Origin of the sequence: Micrococcus sp. M4NT (assembly GCF_033790745.1) — a bacterium.
Lineage (GTDB): Bacteria > Actinomycetota > Actinomycetes > Actinomycetales > Micrococcaceae > Micrococcus.
Genome location: NZ_JAMYEH010000001.1, coordinates 149,669 through 165,986 on the forward strand (window position 1 = coordinate 149,669; position 16,318 = coordinate 165,986).

Sequence of the window (16,318 nt, forward strand, 5' to 3'; positions counted from 1 at the left end):
ACCGCGAGCCGGGCCCCGCGGCGCAGGAGGCGTCCACACGCCCGCACGCCAAGGCCCCCCGTCAGTGGAGGGTCGTCCGACCCCCGTCAGCAGAAAGCAGGAAGCCGTGTCCGAGCAGGAAATGGATCGTCAGTCCCCCGAGGACTCCGTCTCCGTCGAGGAGACCGCCGCCGCAGAGGGCGTCGTCGAGCCCGAGACGGACGAGGCCGTGCCGGGCGAGGCCGCCGACGGCGACGAGGCCGCCGAGGCCACCGTGCAGAAGGCCGACCTGGCCGCCGACGCCGAGTCCGCCGCCGACGTCGACGTCGAGGCCGCCCCCACGGAGGACGTCGACGCCCAGGCCGCGGAGACCGCTCCCGCTGAGGACGCCGCCCCTGCCGAGGAGGAGCCCGTCGTCGACCCCGCCGAGGAGCTGCGCACCCGCCTGCGCCGCCAGCCCGGCGACTGGTACGTGGTGCACACCTACGCCGGCTACGAGAAGCGCGTGAAGACCAACCTCGAGACGCGCATCCAGACCCAGGACATGGAGGACGCGATCTACGAGATCGAGGTCCCCATGGAGGAGGTCGTGGAGATCAAGAACACCACGCGCAAGATCGTCTCGCGCGTGCGCATCCCGGGCTACGTCCTCGTCCGCATGGACCTCGACGACGCCTCGTGGGGCGTCGTGCGCCACACCCCCGGCGTCACCGGGTTCGTGGGCAACGACGCGCACTCCCCGCAGCCGCTGACCCTCACCGAGGTCTACGACATGCTGGCCCCGTCCGTGATCCAGGAGGCCACGCGCGCCGCGGAGAAGGCCGGCCTGGCCGTCCCGGCGTCCGACCTCCCCTCCGCCGCCCCCGCCGTCCACGTGGACTTCGAGGTGGGCGAGTCCGTGACCGTCGACGACGGCCCGTTCGAGACCCTCCCGGCGACGATCTCCGAGATCAAGCCGGAGTCCCAGCAGCTGGTGGTCCTCGTCTCGATCTTCGAGCGCGAGACCCCCGTGACCCTGTCCTTCAGCCAGGTGACCAAGGTCATCTGAGGACACCCCCGCTTCCGCCCCGAGCCGGCCGCCTGCCGGCCCGGGGGCGGCACCGGCCGCCGCGCCACGGCGGCCACACTCCCACGGTGCGCTCCTGCGCCGTGGGTCCCCGAAGTGAGAGAAGGATCCACTCATGGCTCCCAAGAAGAAGGTCTCCGGTCTGATCAAGCTTCAGATCCAGGCCGGCGCCGCCAACCCCGCTCCGCCCATCGGCCCCGCCCTGGGCCAGCACGGCGTGAACATCATGGAGTTCTGCAAGGCCTACAACGCCGCCACCGAGTCGCAGCGCGGCAACGTGGTGCCGGTGGAGATCACCGTGTACGAGGACCGCTCGTTCACGTTCATCACCAAGACCCCGCCGGCCGCCGAGCTCATCAAGAAGGCCGCGGGCGTCCAGAAGGGCTCCTCCACCCCGCACACGGACAAGGTCGGCAAGCTGACCCACGCCCAGTGCGAGGAGATCGCCGCCACCAAGATGGAGGACCTGAACGCCAACGACGTGAAGGCCGCCGCCAAGATCATCGCGGGCACCGCCCGTTCGATGGGCATCACCGTCGAGGGCTGACGCCCTCCCCCCTCATCACCCCCTCAGTGGCAGGGCCGAGCGCGGCCCGACAGACCACGACTGCACAAGGAGAAGCACGCAGATGGCACAGCGCAGCAAGGCATACAAGGCGGCCAAGGCCGCGATCGGCGAGGAGATCTACGCTCCCGCCAAGGCGATCGCCCTCGCCAAGGAGACCAACCCCTCCACGTCCGACGCCACGGTGGAGGTCGCCCTCCGCCTGTCCGTCGACCCCCGCAAGGCCGACCAGATGGTCCGCGGCTCCGTGAGCCTGCCCCACGGCACCGGCAAGACCGCCCGCGTCGTCGTGTTCGCCACCGGTGAGCGCGCCGAGGCCGCCCGCGCCGCCGGCGCCGACGTCGTCGGCGACGACGACCTGATCGCCAAGATCTCCGAGGGCTGGGTGGACTTCGACGCCGCCGTGGCCTCCCCGGAGCTCATGGGCAAGGTCGGCCGCCTCGGCAAGGTCCTCGGCCCCCGCAACCTGATGCCGAACCCCAAGACCGGCACCGTGACCCCGGACGTGGCCAAGGCCGTGTCCGACATCAAGGGCGGCAAGATCGACTTCCGCGTCGACAAGCACGCCAACCTCCACTTCATCATCGGCCGCACCTCCTTCGAGGAGAAGGCCCTCGTGGAGAACTACGCCGCCGCCCTGGAGGAGATCCTCCGCCTGAAGCCGTCCTCCTCGAAGGGCCGCTACATCTCCAAGGCGACCGTGGCCACCACCTTCGGCCCCGGCGTCCAGATGGACCCGAACGTGACCACGGTCGAGTTCGAGCAGGCCTGATCCCCGGGGCGGGCCCGCGGGTCCGCACGCGACGACGGCCGGTCGCCCTCACGGGCGGCCGGCCGTCGTCGTCCCTCGGGGCCGCCGACTTGCGGCCGGGGGAGGGGCCGGGTAGTCTTGACGGACCGAAGACCGCCGGTCGTGATGTCGGCATGCCGCCATCACCGAAGGACCTCCGCAACGGAGGCGGCCCGCGCAGGTGCAGCAGAGCTCCGTCCCAGGACGACGGCCGTCGGGCCCGATCCGTCCCGTGTCGCCACGCCCCGTGCACCCGCACGGGGCGTTTCTCGTTGTCCGGGGCTCAGGCGGTCCCCACGATCATCGAGAGGAGTGCCATGGCGACGTCCGCGAAGGAGTCGGCGGTGGCGGAGCTCACGGACCTGTTCCGTGAGTCCAACGCCGCTGTTCTGACGGAATACCGTGGCCTGACGGTGTCCGAGCTCAAGCAGCTCCGTGACTCCATCCGTCAGGATGCGACCTACGCCGTGGCGAAGAACACGCTGGCCGAGATCGCGGCCAAGGAAGCCGGCATGGAGGGCCTCGAGGCCCACCTCGCCGGTCCCACCGCGATCGCGTTCGTGACCGGAGACCCGGTCAACGTCGCGAAGGCCCTGCGTGACTTCGCCAAGGATCACGAGAAGCTCGTCCTCAAGGGCGGCTTCATGGATGGCCAGCCCCTGGACGAGGCCGGCATCAAGAAGCTCGCGGACCTCGAGTCCCGCGAGGTGCTGCTGGCGAAGTTCGCCGGCGCGATGAAGGGCAGCATGTCCAAGGCTGCCGCCCTGTTCCAGGCTCCGCTCTCCAAGACCGCCCGCACGGTCGAGGCGCTGCGAGCCCAGCAGGACCAGGCTGCCTGAGCAGTCCACCCCGGGCTGCACGGCCCACCACTTCACACGTAGTCAAGACGTACACGTAAAGGAGCCATCATGGCCAAGCTGACCACCGAAGAGCTGCTCGCCGCGTTCGAGGAGCTGACCCTCATCGAGCTGTCCGAGTTCATCAAGGCGTTCGAGGAGAAGTTCGACGTCACCGCCGCCGCCCCCGTGGCGATGGCCGCCGCCGGCGCCGGTGCCCCCGCCGCCGAGGCCGCCGAGGAGAAGGACGAGTTCGACGTCATCCTCGAGGCCGCCGGCGACAAGAAGATCGGCGTCATCAAGGAGGTGCGCGCCCTCACCTCCCTCGGCCTGAAGGAGGCCAAGGACCTCGTCGACGGCGCCCCCAAGCCGGTCCTCGAGGGCGTCAACAAGGAGACCGCCGAGAAGGCCAAGGAGCAGCTCGAGGGCGCCGGCGCCACCGTCACCCTCAAGTGATGATCGCGGCCTGAACCGCATCTCACCGCTTCACCCCGGGACCCCCGTCGCGCATCGCGCGACGGGGGTCTCGTGCGTGGGTGGACAGGACTGGACCCCGGGGTTAGGATGGATCTTTGCATCTCCCCTGTTCCGTGCTGCCTGGAGGACGGCCTGACCGCCGACGGCCCGCACGGTGACGTGTGGCCTTCATATAGCGGTGGGCCCGCACCGTCCGCATCATGCGCACGGGGAGCGAACGGAACCCCAGAAGGCCTGTGGAAGGATCCTACGTGGTCGCCTCGAGCACCCATGAAACCGCTACTGTCTCCCCGCGATCCGGCGCATCCGCCGGACGCATCTCCTTCGCCAAGATCTCCGAGCCGCTGGACGTGCCGGACCTGCTGGCGCTGCAGACCGAGTCGTTCGACCGCCTGATCGGCAACGAGCGCTGGTCCGCGCGAGTGGAGCAGGCCCTCGCGGTCGACGACCACTCGGTGCCCGTGACCTCCGGGCTCACGGACATCTTCGAGGAGATCTCCCCGATCGAGGACTTCCAGGGCACCATGTCCCTGTCCTTCTCCGATCCGGAGTTCGCCGACGCGAAGATGACGGAGGAGGAGTGCAAGGACCGCGACGCGACCTTCGCCGCCCCGCTGTACGTCAAGGCCGAGTTCATGAACAACACGACCGGCGAGATCAAGCAGCAGACCGTGTTCATGGGCGACTTCCCGCTCATGACGCGCAACGGCACGTTCATCATCAACGGCACCGAGCGCGTCGTCGTGTCCCAGCTGGTCCGCTCCCCGGGCGCCTACTTCGAGCGCACCCCGGACAAGACCTCGGACAAGGAGATCTTCTCCGCCAAGATCATCCCCTCGCGCGGCGCGTGGTTCGAGCTCGAGGTGGACAAGCGCGACCAGGTCGGCGTCCGCCTCGACCGCAAGCGCAAGCAGCCCGTGACGGTGCTGCTCAAGGCCATGGGCTGGACCGAGTCCCGCATCCTCGAGGAGTTCGGCCAGTACGACTCCATCCGCGCGACCCTCGAGAAGGACGGCACCGCCGACCAGAACGAGGCGCTGCTGGACATCTACCGCAAGCTGCGCCCGGGCGAGCCCGCCGCCGTCGACGCGGCCCAGGCGCTGCTGAACAACCTGTACTTCACCCAGAAGCGCTACGACCTGGCGAAGGTGGGCCGCTACAAGCTCAACCGCAAGCTGGGCGTGGACGTGCACCTGGCCGACCCGAACGCCTCCGTGCTGACCGAGGACGACCTCGTGCAGATGGTGCACTTCATCGCCGCGCTGCACGCGGGCGAGAAGTCCATCAAGGGCACGCGCGACGGCGAGACCGTCGACGTGCGCGTCGAGGTCGACGACATCGACCACTTCGGCAACCGTCGCATCCGCGCGGTGGGCGAGCTGATCGAGAACCAGATCCGCACCGGCCTGTCCCGCATGGAGCGCGTCGTGCGCGAGCGCATGACCACGCAGGACGTCGAGGCGATCACCCCGCAGACCCTGATCAACATCCGCCCCGTGGTGGCGGCGATCAAGGAGTTCTTCGGCACCTCGCAGCTGTCGCAGTTCATGGACCAGAACAACCCGCTCGCGGGCCTGACCCACAAGCGCCGCCTCTCCGCGCTCGGCCCGGGCGGCCTGTCCCGTGACCGCGCCGGCATGGAGGTCCGTGACGTCCACCCGTCGCACTACGGCCGCATGTGCCCCATCGAGACCCCGGAAGGCCCGAACATCGGCCTCATCGGCTCGCTCGCGACCTTCGGCCGCATCAACTCCTTCGGCTTCATCGAGACCCCGTACCGCCGCGTGGTGGACGGCCGCGTCACCGACGACGTCGACTACCTGACCGCGGACGACGAGCTCGAGTTCCAGATCGCCCAGGCCAACGCGCCGGTGGACGCCGACGGCACCTTCGTCGAGGAGCTCGTCCTCTGCCGCCAGCGCGGCGGCGGCGGTGAGCCCGTGCTCTCCACCGTGGACGACATCGACTACATGGACGTGTCCCCGCGCCAGATGGTGTCGGCGGCCACGGCCCTCATCCCGTTCCTCGAGCACGACGACGCGAACCGCGCGCTCATGGGCGCCAACATGCAGCGCCAGGCCGTGCCGCTGCTCCAGTCGCAGGCCCCGTACGTCGGCACCGGCATGGAGAAGTACGTGGCCGTGGACGCGGGCGACTCCGTGACCGCGACCGCCCCCGGCGTGGTGACCGAGGTGGCCGCGGACCTGGTGACCGTCATGAACGACGACGGCACCACGACGCACTACCCGATCATGAAGTTCTCCCGCTCCAACCAGGGCAACGCGTACAACCAGCGCGTCCGCGTGTCCGAGGGCGACCGCGTCGAGCGCCTGAGCATCATCGCCGACGGCCCCGCCACGGACCACGGCGAGCTCGCGCTCGGCAAGAACCTCCTCGTCGCGTTCATGCCCTGGGAGGGCCTGAACTACGAGGACGCGATCATCCTGTCCCAGCGCATGGTCTCGGAGGACGTCCTCACCTCGATCCACATCGAGGAGCACGAGGTCGACGCCCGCGACACCAAGCTGGGCGCCGAGGAGATCACGCGCGACATCCCCAACGTGTCCGAGGAGGTGCTGGCCCAGCTCGACGAGCGCGGCATCATCCACATCGGCGCCGAGGTGGAGGCCGGCGACATCCTGGTCGGCCGCGTCACCCCGAAGGGCGAGACCGAGCTGACCCCGGAGGAGCGCCTGCTGCGCGCCATCTTCGGCGAGAAGTCCCGCGAGGTCCGCGACACGTCCCTGAAGGTGCCCCACGGCGAGTCCGGCACCGTCATCGGCGTGCGCATCTTCGACCGCGAGCAGGACGACGACCTCTCCCCGGGCGTCAACCAGCTCGTGCGCGTGTATGTCGCCCAGAAGCGCAAGATCACCGACGGCGACAAGATGGCCGGCCGCCACGGCAACAAGGGTGTCATCTCCAAGATCCTGCCCCTGGAGGACATGCCGTTCCTGGCGGACGGCACCCCGGTGGACATCGTCCTGAACCCCCTGGGCGTGCCCGGCCGCATGAACCTGGGCCAGGTCATGGAGCTGCACCTCGGCTGGGCCGCCTCGCGCGGCTGGGACATCGAGGGCGAGCCCGAGTGGATCGGCAACCTGCCGAACTTCCCGCGCCAGTCCGGCCCGGTCAACGTCGCCACCCCGGTGTTCGACGGCGCCGAGGCGGAGGAGATCACCGGCCTGCTGGGTCACGTGAACAAGACCCGCGACGGCGACCGGCTCATGGGCACCAACGGCAAGGCGCAGCTGTTCGACGGCCGCTCCGGCGAGCCGTTCCCGGACCCGATCTCCGTGGGCTACATGTACATGCTCAAGCTGCACCACCTGGTGGACGACAAGATCCACGCCCGCTCCACGGGCCCGTACTCGATGATCACGCAGCAGCCGCTGGGCGGCAAGGCCCAGTTCGGCGGCCAGCGCTTCGGCGAGATGGAGGTGTGGGCGCTCGAGGCGTACGGCGCCGCGTTCACCCTCCAGGAGCTGCTGACCATCAAGTCGGACGACATCCACGGCCGCGTGAAGGTCTACGAGGCCATCGTCAAGGGCGAGAACATCCCCGAGCCGGGTGTGCCGGAGTCCTTCAAGGTGCTCATCAAGGAGATGCAGTCCCTCTGCCTGAACGTGGAGGTCCTCTCCGCCGACGGCCAGACCATCGAGATGCGCGACGCGGAGGACGAGGTCTACCGCGCAGCCGAGGAGCTGGGCATCGACCTCTCCCACGCCGAGCCCAGCTCGGTCGAGGAAGTCTGATCCCGCTGACTCCCGCATCCCACCAGACGTCTACTGAGAACCACCGAACCAAGGAGTTCACCGGAGCATGAGCGTGAACAGCATGTCCACAGACAACTCTTTCGGCCTGATGCGCATCGGCCTGGCCACGGCGGAGGACATCCGCCGCTGGTCGTACGGCGAGGTCAAGAAGCCGGAGACCATCAACTACCGCACCCTGAAGCCGGAGAAGGACGGGCTCTTCTGCGAGAAGATCTTCGGCCCCACCCGTGACTGGGAGTGCGCGTGCGGCAAGTACAAGCGCGTGCGCTTCAAGGGCATCATCTGCGAGCGCTGCGGCGTCGAGGTGACCCGCTCCAAGGTGCGCCGTGACCGCATGGGCCACATCGAGCTGGCCGCCCCCGTCACCCACATCTGGTACTTCAAGGGCGTCCCGTCCCGGCTGGGCTACCTGCTGGACCTCGCCCCGAAGGACCTCGAGAAGGTCATCTACTTCGCGGCCTACATGATCACCTCGGTGGACGAGGAGGCGCGTCACCGCGACCTCCCCAACCTCCAGGCCGAGCACGACCAGGAGACCCGCGTCCTCGCCGACCAGCGCGACGCGGACGTCGCCGCCGTCGCCGCGGACCTCGAGAAGGACCTCGCGAAGCTGGAGTCCGAGGGCGCCAAGGCCGCGGAGAAGAAGAAGGCGCGCGACGCGGCGGACAAGACCATGTCCCAGATCCGCAAGCGCGCCGACGCCGAGCTGGACCGCAAGGAGCAGGTGTGGGACCGCTTCAAGAACCTCAAGGTCGCCGACCTCGAGGGCGATGAGGGCCTCTACCGCGCCATGCGCGACAAGTACGGCCAGTACTTCGAGGGCTCCATGGGCGCCGAGTCGATCCAGCGCCGTCTGCAGACCTTCGACCTGCAGGCCGAGTCCGAGATGCTCCGCGAGACCATCAAGACCGGCAAGGGCCAGCGCAAGACCCGCGCCCTGAAGCGTCTGAAGGTCGTCAACGCGTTCCTCACCACGGACAACTCGCCCACGGGCATGGTCCTGGACGCGGTCCCGGTGATCCCGCCGGAGCTGCGCCCCATGGTCCAGCTCGACGGCGGCCGCTTCGCGACCTCCGACCTGAACGACCTGTACCGCCGCGTGATCAACCGCAACAACCGCCTGAAGCGGCTGCTCGACCTCGGCGCGCCTGAGATCATCGTGAACAACGAGAAGCGCATGCTCCAGGAGGCCGTGGACTCCCTGTTCGACAACGGCCGCCGCGGCCGTCCCGTCACCGGGCCGGGCAACCGGCCGCTGAAGTCGCTGTCCGACATGCTCAAGGGCAAGCAGGGCCGCTTCCGCCAGAACCTGCTCGGCAAGCGCGTGGACTACTCGGGCCGTTCGGTCATCGTGGTGGGCCCGCAGCTGAAGCTGCACCAGTGCGGCCTGCCGAAGCAGATGGCGCTCGAGCTCTTCAAGCCGTTCGTGATGAAGCGCCTCGTGGACCTCAACCACGCGCAGAACATCAAGTCGGCCAAGCGCATGGTCGAGCGCTTCCGCCCGCAGGTGTGGGACGTGCTCGAGGAGGTCATCACCGAGCACCCCGTGCTGCTGAACCGCGCGCCCACCCTGCACCGCCTCGGCATCCAGGCGTTCGAGCCGCAGCTCGTGGAGGGCAAGGCCCTCCAGCTGCACCCGCTCGTCTGCGGCGCGTTCAACGCGGACTTCGACGGCGACCAGATGGCCGTGCACCTGCCGCTCTCCCCGGAGGCGCAGGCGGAGGCCCGTCTGCTCATGCTCTCGAGCCACAACATCCTGAAGCCCTCGGACGGCCGCGCGGTCGCCGTGCCGGCCCAGGACATGATCATCGGCCTGAACCACCTCACCACGGTGCGGGCGGACGAGGCCGGCGCGGGCACGCAGTACTCCACCGTCGCGGAGGCCATCATGGCGTTCGACGGCGGCGACCTGCACCTCAACGCCCCCGTCACCATCGGCGTGGACGGCTTCGTGCCGTCGGCGGCGGTCCCGGCCCCCGAGGGCTGGAGCGAGGGCGAGCGCGCGTTCATCGAGACGACGCTGGGCAAGGTGCTCTTCAACGAGCTCCTCCCGGCGGACTACCCGTGGCTGGACGCGCAGGCCACCAAGGGCACCCTCGGCCAGCTGGTCAACGACCTCGCCGAGCGGTACCCGATGGTGACCACCGCCCAGACCCTGGACAACCTCAAGGACGCGGGCTTCCACTGGGGCACGTGGTCCGGCGTGACGGTGGCGATCTCGGACATCACGTCCGACTTCGACAAGGCCTCCATCATGGAGGGCTACGAGGCGCAGTCGCAGCGCGTGCAGAGCCAGTACGACAAGGGCCTCATCGCGGACGACGAGCGTCGCTCCGAGCTGATCGACATCTGGAACAAGGCCACCGACGAGGTCGCCGCGGCCATGAAGGCCGGCCTGTCCGAGCTGAACACGATCAACCGCATGGTGTCCTCGGGCGCCCGAGGCAACTGGCTGCAGGTCCGCCAGATCGCGGGCATCCGCGGCCTCGTGGCCAACCCGAAGGGCGAGATCATCCCGCGCCCGATCAAGTCCTCGTACCGCGAGGGCCTGTCGGTGCTCGAGTACTTCTCCGCCACCCACGGCGCCCGCAAGGGCCTCGCGGACACCGCGCTGAAGACCGCGAACTCGGGCTACCTGACCCGTCGTCTCGTGGACGTCTCCCAGGACGTCATCGTCCGCGAGGAGGACTGCGGCACGGAGCGCGGCCTGTCCGTGACCATCGCCGTGCCCAACGCCGACGGAGAGCTCGTCATGCACGAGCAGGTGGAGAACTCGGCCTTCGCCCGCACCCTCGCGCAGGACGTGACGGGTGAGGACGGCACCGTGCTGGCCACCGCCGGCGCGGACGTGGGCGACGTGCTCATCGGCGAGCTGGTGGACGCCGGCGTGTCCGAGATCAAGGTCCGCTCCGTGCTGACCTGCGAGTCGGCCGTCGGCACGTGCGCCAAGTGCTATGGCCGCTCCATGGCCACGGGCCAGCTCGTGGACATCGGCGAGGCCGTGGGCATCATCGCGGCCCAGTCGATCGGCGAGCCCGGCACCCAGCTGACCATGCGCACGTTCCACACCGGCGGCGTCGCGTCGGCGGACGACATCACCCAGGGCCTTCCCCGCATCCAGGAGCTCTTCGAGGCCCGCACGCCCAAGGGCGTGGCCCCGATCTCCGAGGTGGCGGGCCGGGTGCAGATCGAGGACACCGAGGCGTCGGTGCGCCTGATCCTCACCCCGGACGACGGCTCCGAGGAGATCGCCTACCCCGTGCTGCGCCGTGCGCGCCTGCTCGTGGAGGACGGCGAGCACGTGGCCGTGGGCACCCAGCTCGTGGCCGGCGCCGTGGACCCCAAGCAGGTCCTGCGCGTGCTCGGTCCGCGTGCCGCCCAGCGCTTCCTCGTGGAGGAGGTGCAGGACGTGTACCAGTCGCAGGGCGTGGGCATCCACGACAAGCACGTGGAGGTCATCGTCCGCCAGATGCTGCGGCGCGTCACCGTCATCGAGAACGGCGACACGGACCTGCTGCCGGGCGAGCTGACGGACCGGCCGCGCTTCGTGGCCGCCAACCGGGCCGCCGTGGCCGAGGGCCGTCAGCCGGCCTCCGGGCGCGACGAGCTCATGGGCATCACGAAGGCCTCGCTGGCGACCGACTCGTGGCTCTCGGCCGCGTCCTTCCAGGAGACGACCCGCGTCCTCACGCAGGCGGCCATGGAGGGCAAGTCGGACCCGCTGCTGGGCCTGAAGGAGAACGTGATCATTGGCAAGCTGATCCCGGCCGGCACCGGCCTGGACCGCTACACGAAGACCACGGTGGAGCCCACGGACGAGGCCAAGGCGAACCTGTACGCCTCGCCGGTCGGCTTCGCGGACTTCGACTACCCGGGCCTGGACCAGCCGCTCGGCGAGAGCGAGTTCCACGCCGTGTCGCTCGACGACTACGGCCGTGAGGGCGATTTCCGCGCCTGATCCGCTCCGGGCGGGCCGCTGCGGCGGTCCGCCCGGTCCCGGATGCGACGAGGGCCCGTCCCTCCTCCGCCTGAGGGCGGGGGAGGGGCGGGCCCTCTCGCGTGCGGCCTCGCGGGTCCGGTCAGCGGCGGGACATGTACACGTCGAAGGCCTTCGCGAGCGGGCGGTTCAGCGGCAGGTCCCACTCCCCGAGGGTCTGCACGATGTCGGCGCCCTGCGTCGTCTTGAACTCCGTGAGCCCGGAGAGCTTGTGCTCCTGGTCCACCGAGCCGCTCACGCCGCCCAGGTCCAGCCACAGGCAGCCCGCCTCGATGGCGGCCTCGACCTGCTTCAGCTGCAGCAGGCGCGGGGCGTCCCGCTGCCGCTCGCGCTGGGATGAGGCGCTGTAGGGGCGCCACGCCATCTGGCCCTGCTGGAAGTGGAACGCCGCCGCGACCGGCTCGCCCTCGTGCTCGGCGAGGAAGAAGGTCACGTCCGCGATCGGCGAGGAGCCGAGGTTCTGGATGATCTTGGCGAAGTAGTCCTGCGGGCGGCCCGTGAACTTGTCGCGCTCCGCGGTCTCGTCGTTGAGGCGGTCCCAGTCGTCGAGGCGCTCGGGGCCGGCGGTCACGACGTCCAGGTCGTTGCGCGTGGAGCGGCGGGTGCGCTTGCGGCTCGACCCGCTCATCCGGGCCAGCCAGCCGTCCACGTCCAGTCCCTCGAGCGGGATGCGGGCCTGGAACATGGGCTGGCCGGCGGCGAAGTCGGCGCTGACCTCCGGCTCCTTCCAACCCGCCTCGCGCAGGGACTGCTGGGTGCGCAGGGCGTCCTCGGAGACCTCGCAGGGCAGGTCCGTGAGCATCGAGGACTCGGGGTCCGGGAGCGCCTTGCGCACCACGTCCGCCTCCCAGCGGCGCACGACGCCGGGCGGGCCGACGCGCACCAGGAAGGCGCCCTGGGACTTCAGCTCGGCCACGAGCGGGGTGAGCGCGTCGACGAGCTCGACGCCCTCGTCCAGCACGGGGCCGTCCGCCACGTAGGCGAGGAACGCGCGCCCCAGCACGGGGACGCGCGAGGGGACCGGCAGGGGTCGGCCGAGCACGAGCGCCGCGCCCACCAGCTCGTCGCCGCGGTGGATGCCCAGCGACTGGGCGCGCCACTCGGACTTCACCTTCGCCCAGCTCGGGTTCTGGAGGAAGGAGGTGAGGGGATGCCGGGCCAGGAACTCGGTGTGCTCGGCGGCCGTGATCGCGCGCACCGTGAGGGGGGCGCCGGGCGCGGAGGAGGGGGGATTCGAGGCGGAGGCTGGTTGTGACATCACGGCGATCAGTCTACGCAGGAGGCCCCGGAGCGTCCCGGGTCTGTCCCGGGATCGGCCCCGGGCCCGGGGCGGGCAGCACCCCTGGTTGGTCGGTGCGAGGCGGCGTGGTAGCCTGATGGACGATTGTTTTTCGTGTGGCACAGTGGACTCGGTCCGGTCGCGGGGTTCTTGCGCGACAGATGCCACACTTTTGCACGCCTGCGGACGTTTGCTCGAAGCACGCCCCCACAGGAGAGGCAGAGCCGAGGAACGAGCAGAGCCGGCGCCCGCCACGGGCCAGCCGGCGGATCACGTCAGCGATCACCGAACAGGAAGACTGAAGAGTGCCTACGATTCAGCAGCTGGTCCGCAAGGGCCGCTCACCGAAGGTCGTCAAGACCAAGGCCCCTGCGCTGCAGGGGAACCCGATGCGTCGTGGCGTGTGCACCCGTGTGTACACCACGACCCCCAAGAAGCCGAACTCCGCCCTGCGCAAGGTCGCCCGCGTCCGCCTCAACGGCGGCGTCGAGGTCACGGCCTACATCCCGGGCGAGGGCCACAACCTGCAGGAGCACTCGATCGTGCTCGTCCGCGGCGGTCGTGTGAAGGACCTCCCCGGCGTGCGCTACAAGATCGTGCGCGGCGCGCTGGACACCCAGGGCGTCAAGAACCGCGGCCAGGCCCGCTCCCGCTACGGCGCCAAGAAGGAGAAGAAGTAATGCCTCGTAAGGGTCCCGCGCCGAAGCGCCCCCTCGTCGTCGATCCCGTCTACGGCTCCCCCCTGGTCACGCAGCTGATCAACAAGGTGCTCATCGACGGCAAGAAGTCCACCGCAGAGCGCATCGTGTACGGCGCGCTCGAGGGTGCCCGCGCCAAGAACGGCGCCGATCCCGTGGCCACGCTCAAGAAGGCCATGGACAACATCAAGCCGGCCCTCGAGGTCCGCTCCCGCCGCGTCGGCGGCGCCACCTACCAGGTGCCCGTCGAGGTCAAGCCGGGGCGTTCCACGGCGCTGGCCCTGCGCTGGCTCGTGGGCTTCGCGAAGGCCCGCCGCGAGAAGACCATGACCGAGCGTCTGATGAACGAGATCCTGGACGCCTCGAACGGTCTGGGCGGTGCGGTCAAGCGCCGCGAGGACACCCACAAGATGGCCGAGGCCAACAAGGCCTTCGCCCACTACCGCTGGTGATCCCCCCGGCCCGGGGTGCGTGACGCGCGCACCCCGGGCCGCAGGCCGTCGGCCCCCGGGCTCGACGTCCCATCCGAACCCATCCCTCGAGCCCCCAACACCACCCGAGCAAGGGAGACACCGTGGCACAGGACGTGCTGACCGACCTGACGAAGGTCCGCAACATCGGCATCATGGCCCACATCGATGCCGGCAAGACCACCACCACCGAGCGCATCCTGTTCTACACGGGTGTCAACCACAAGCTCGGCGAGACCCACGACGGCGCCTCGACGACCGACTGGATGGAGCAGGAGAAGGAGCGCGGCATCACCATCACCTCCGCCGCGGTGACCTGCTTCTGGAAGAACACCCAGATCAACATCATCGACACCCCCGGGCACGTCGACTTCACCGTCGAGGTGGAGCGCTCCCTGCGCGTGCTCGACGGCGCCGTGGCCGTGTTCGACGGCAAGGAGGGCGTGGAGCCCCAGTCGGAGACCGTGTGGCGTCAGGCGGACAAGTACAACGTCCCCCGCATCTGCTTCGTCAACAAGATGGACAAGCTGGGCGCGGACTTCTACTTCACCGTGGACACCATCGTCTCCCGCCTCGGCGCGAAGCCCCTCGTGATGCAGCTGCCGATCGGCTCCGAGAACGACTTCGTGGGCGTCGTGGACCTGCTCTCCATGAAGGCCTTCGTGTGGCCGGGCGACGCCAAGGGCGACGTGACCATGGGGGCCGAGTACGAGACCCGCGAGATCCCCGCGGAGCTCCAGGAGAAGGCCGAGGAGTACCGCGCGCAGCTCATGGAGGCCGTCGCCGACGTCTCTGAGGAGCTCATGGAGAAGTACCTCGAGGGCGAGGAGTTCACCGCCGAGGAGATCGAGGCCGGCGTCCGCCACCTGACCGTGAACGCCCTGGCGTACCCGGTCTTCTGCGGCTCCGCGTTCAAGAACCGCGGCGTCCAGCCCATGCTCGACGCCGTCGTCTCCTACCTGCCGAACCCGCTCGACGCGGGCGCCGTGGTGGGCCACGACGTCAACGACGAGGAGAAGGAGATCACCCGCGAGGCCTCGAAGGAGGAGCCGTTCTCGGCCCTGGCCTTCAAGATCGCCACGCACCCCTTCTTCGGCACCCTCACCTTCATCCGCGTGTACTCCGGTCGCCTGGAGTCCGGTGCGCAGATCCTCAACGCCACCAAGGGCAAGAAGGAGCGCATCGGCAAGCTGTTCCAGATGCACGCCAACAAGGAGATGCCCGTCGACGAGGTCGTCGCCGGCCACATCTACGCGGTGATCGGCCTGAAGGACACCACCACGGGCGACACGCTGTGCAACCCGGCGCACCCGATCATCCTCGAGTCGATGACCTTCCCGGAGCCCGTGATCTCCGTGGCCATCGAGCCGAAGACCAAGGGTGACCAGGAGAAGCTCTCCACCGCCATCCAGAAGCTCGTCGCCGAGGATCCCACGTTCCGCGTGAACCTCAACGAGGAGACCGGCCAGACCGAGATCGGCGGCATGGGCGAGCTCCACCTGGACGTGTTCGTGGACCGCATGAAGCGCGAGTTCAAGGTCGAGGCCAACGTGGGCAAGCCCCAGGTCGCGTACCGCGAGACCATCAAGCGCAAGGTCGAGAAGCTCGACTACACGCACAAGAAGCAGACCGGCGGCTCCGGCCAGTTCGCCAAGGTGCAGCTCTCCTTCGAGCCGCTGGACACCGCGGACGGCGAGGTCTACGAGTTCGAGAACGCCGTCACCGGCGGTCGCGTGCCCCGTGAGTACATCCCCTCCGTGGACGCCGGCATCCAGGACGCCATGAAGTTCGGCGTCCTCGCGGGCTACCCCATGGTGGGCGTGAAGGCGATCCTGCTCGACGGCGGGTACCACGACGTCGACTCCTCGGAGATGGCGTTCAAGATCGCCGGCTCGCAGGCCTTCAAGGAGGGTGTCCGCAAGGCCAGCCCCGTGCTCCTCGAGCCGCTCATGTCGGTCGAGGTTCGCACCCCGGAGGAGTTCATGGGCGACGTCATCGGCGACCTGAACTCCCGCCGCGGCCAGATCCAGTCCATGGAGGACGCCACCGGCGTGAAGGTCGTCAAGGCCCTCGTGCCGCTGTCCGAGATGTTCGGCTACATCGGCGACCTGCGCTCCCGCACCCAGGGTCGCGCGGTGTACTCGATGACGTTCCACTCCTACGCCGAGGTCCCCAAGGCCGTGGCCGACGAGATCATCCAGAAGTCCCAGGGCGAGTGACCAGCAGCCCCACTCGCTGAACGGCATGCCCCGCCCGGAGACCGAGAGGTCCCCGGGCGGGGCGCCCCGGACGGGACGACCGGCCGGGATTTCCCCAACCCCGCACCATCCCAGTAGACTCAGTCGAGTTGTCAGCACGTCTCACGCGCGGCTGAACCGTCTTCTG

11 protein-coding genes are annotated in these 16,318 nt (G+C 69.3%); 10 read left to right on the forward strand and 1 reads right to left on the reverse strand.

Features of this window, described 5'->3' with window-relative positions; all coding sequences use genetic code 11:
• Nucleotides 1-106 precede the first annotated feature (106 nt).
• From nusG to NJC10_RS00785, 7 genes are all read left to right on the forward strand, one after another.
• A complete protein-coding gene (gene nusG, locus NJC10_RS00755; protein ID WP_319074003.1) occupies nt 107-1,027 on the forward strand; it encodes a transcription termination/antitermination protein NusG in 921 nt (306 codons plus the stop codon).
• Between the two features lie 133 nt (nt 1,028-1,160).
• The gene (gene rplK, locus NJC10_RS00760; RefSeq protein ID WP_319074005.1) at nt 1,161-1,592 is read left to right on the forward strand and encodes a 50S ribosomal protein L11; all 432 of its coding nucleotides are present in this window, start codon (nt 1,161-1,163) and stop codon (nt 1,590-1,592) included.
• An 82-nt stretch (nt 1,593-1,674) separates the two neighbouring features.
• On the forward strand, nt 1,675-2,382 hold the full coding sequence (gene rplA, locus NJC10_RS00765; protein WP_298711736.1) for a 50S ribosomal protein L1: 708 nt from the start codon (nt 1,675-1,677) through the stop codon (nt 2,380-2,382).
• 335 nt (nt 2,383-2,717) lie between these two features.
• Complete coding sequence (gene rplJ / locus NJC10_RS00770) at nt 2,718-3,239, forward strand: 50S ribosomal protein L10 (protein WP_248116046.1); 522 nt, start codon at nt 2,718-2,720, stop codon at nt 3,237-3,239.
• Nucleotides 3,240-3,308: 69 nt separating this feature from the next.
• Nucleotides 3,309-3,692, forward strand: a complete 384-nt coding sequence (rplL, locus tag NJC10_RS00775; RefSeq protein ID WP_248116043.1) for a 50S ribosomal protein L7/L12 — start codon at nt 3,309-3,311, stop codon at nt 3,690-3,692.
• A 272-nt stretch (nt 3,693-3,964) separates the two neighbouring features.
• The gene (locus tag NJC10_RS00780) at nt 3,965-7,468 is read left to right on the forward strand and encodes a DNA-directed RNA polymerase subunit beta (RefSeq protein WP_319074010.1); all 3,504 of its coding nucleotides are present in this window, start codon (nt 3,965-3,967) and stop codon (nt 7,466-7,468) included.
• Between the two features lie 82 nt (nt 7,469-7,550).
• Entirely contained in the window at nt 7,551-11,447 is a 3,897-nt protein-coding gene (locus NJC10_RS00785) for a DNA-directed RNA polymerase subunit beta' (RefSeq protein ID WP_319074178.1), read from the forward strand.
• A 121-nt stretch (nt 11,448-11,568) separates the two neighbouring features.
• On the opposite strand, the gene NJC10_RS00790 is transcribed toward NJC10_RS00785, so the two are convergent.
• Nucleotides 11,569-12,744: a lipid II:glycine glycyltransferase FemX gene (locus NJC10_RS00790; RefSeq protein WP_248116040.1), complete on the reverse strand. Its 1,176-nt coding sequence runs from the start codon at nt 12,742-12,744 to the stop codon at nt 11,569-11,571.
• Between the two features lie 326 nt (nt 12,745-13,070).
• Here NJC10_RS00790 and rpsL point away from each other — a divergent pair, with 326 nt between their 5' ends.
• The 3 genes from rpsL (at nt 13,071) to fusA (ending at nt 16,152) form a co-directional block, all read left to right on the forward strand.
• The gene (rpsL, locus tag NJC10_RS00795) at nt 13,071-13,445 is read left to right on the forward strand and encodes a 30S ribosomal protein S12 (protein WP_224356570.1); all 375 of its coding nucleotides are present in this window, start codon (nt 13,071-13,073) and stop codon (nt 13,443-13,445) included.
• Nucleotides 13,445-13,915 carry a 30S ribosomal protein S7 gene (gene rpsG / locus NJC10_RS00800; protein ID WP_248116038.1) on the forward strand — a complete coding sequence of 157 codons (471 nt, stop codon included), beginning with the start codon at nt 13,445-13,447 and terminating at the stop codon, nt 13,913-13,915. The genes rpsL and rpsG overlap by 1 nt, the downstream gene beginning before the upstream one ends.
• 122 nt (nt 13,916-14,037) lie before the next feature.
• Nucleotides 14,038-16,152: an elongation factor G gene (gene fusA, locus NJC10_RS00805; RefSeq protein ID WP_319074013.1), complete on the forward strand. Its 2,115-nt coding sequence runs from the start codon at nt 14,038-14,040 to the stop codon at nt 16,150-16,152.
• The last annotated feature ends 166 nt before the right edge of the window (nt 16,153-16,318 follow it).

What these genes read in the sequence shown, in the direction of transcription:
- NJC10_RS00785 (WP_319074178.1), top strand. Translation starts at nt 7,551, where the DNA reads ATGTCCACAGACAACTCTTTCGGCCTGATGCGCATCGGCCTGGCCACG.
- rplJ (WP_248116046.1), top strand. Translation starts at nt 2,718, where the DNA reads ATGGCGACGTCCGCGAAGGAGTCGGCGGTGGCGGAGCTCACGGACCTG.
- rplL (WP_248116043.1), top strand. Translation starts at nt 3,309, where the DNA reads ATGGCCAAGCTGACCACCGAAGAGCTGCTCGCCGCGTTCGAGGAGCTG.
- NJC10_RS00790 (WP_248116040.1), bottom strand. Translation starts at nt 12,744, where the DNA reads ATGTCACAACCAGCCTCCGCCTCGAATCCCCCCTCCTCCGCGCCCGGC.
- rplK (WP_319074005.1), top strand. Translation starts at nt 1,161, where the DNA reads ATGGCTCCCAAGAAGAAGGTCTCCGGTCTGATCAAGCTTCAGATCCAG.
- rplA (WP_298711736.1), top strand. Translation starts at nt 1,675, where the DNA reads ATGGCACAGCGCAGCAAGGCATACAAGGCGGCCAAGGCCGCGATCGGC.
- rpsG (WP_248116038.1), top strand. Translation starts at nt 13,445, where the DNA reads ATGCCTCGTAAGGGTCCCGCGCCGAAGCGCCCCCTCGTCGTCGATCCC.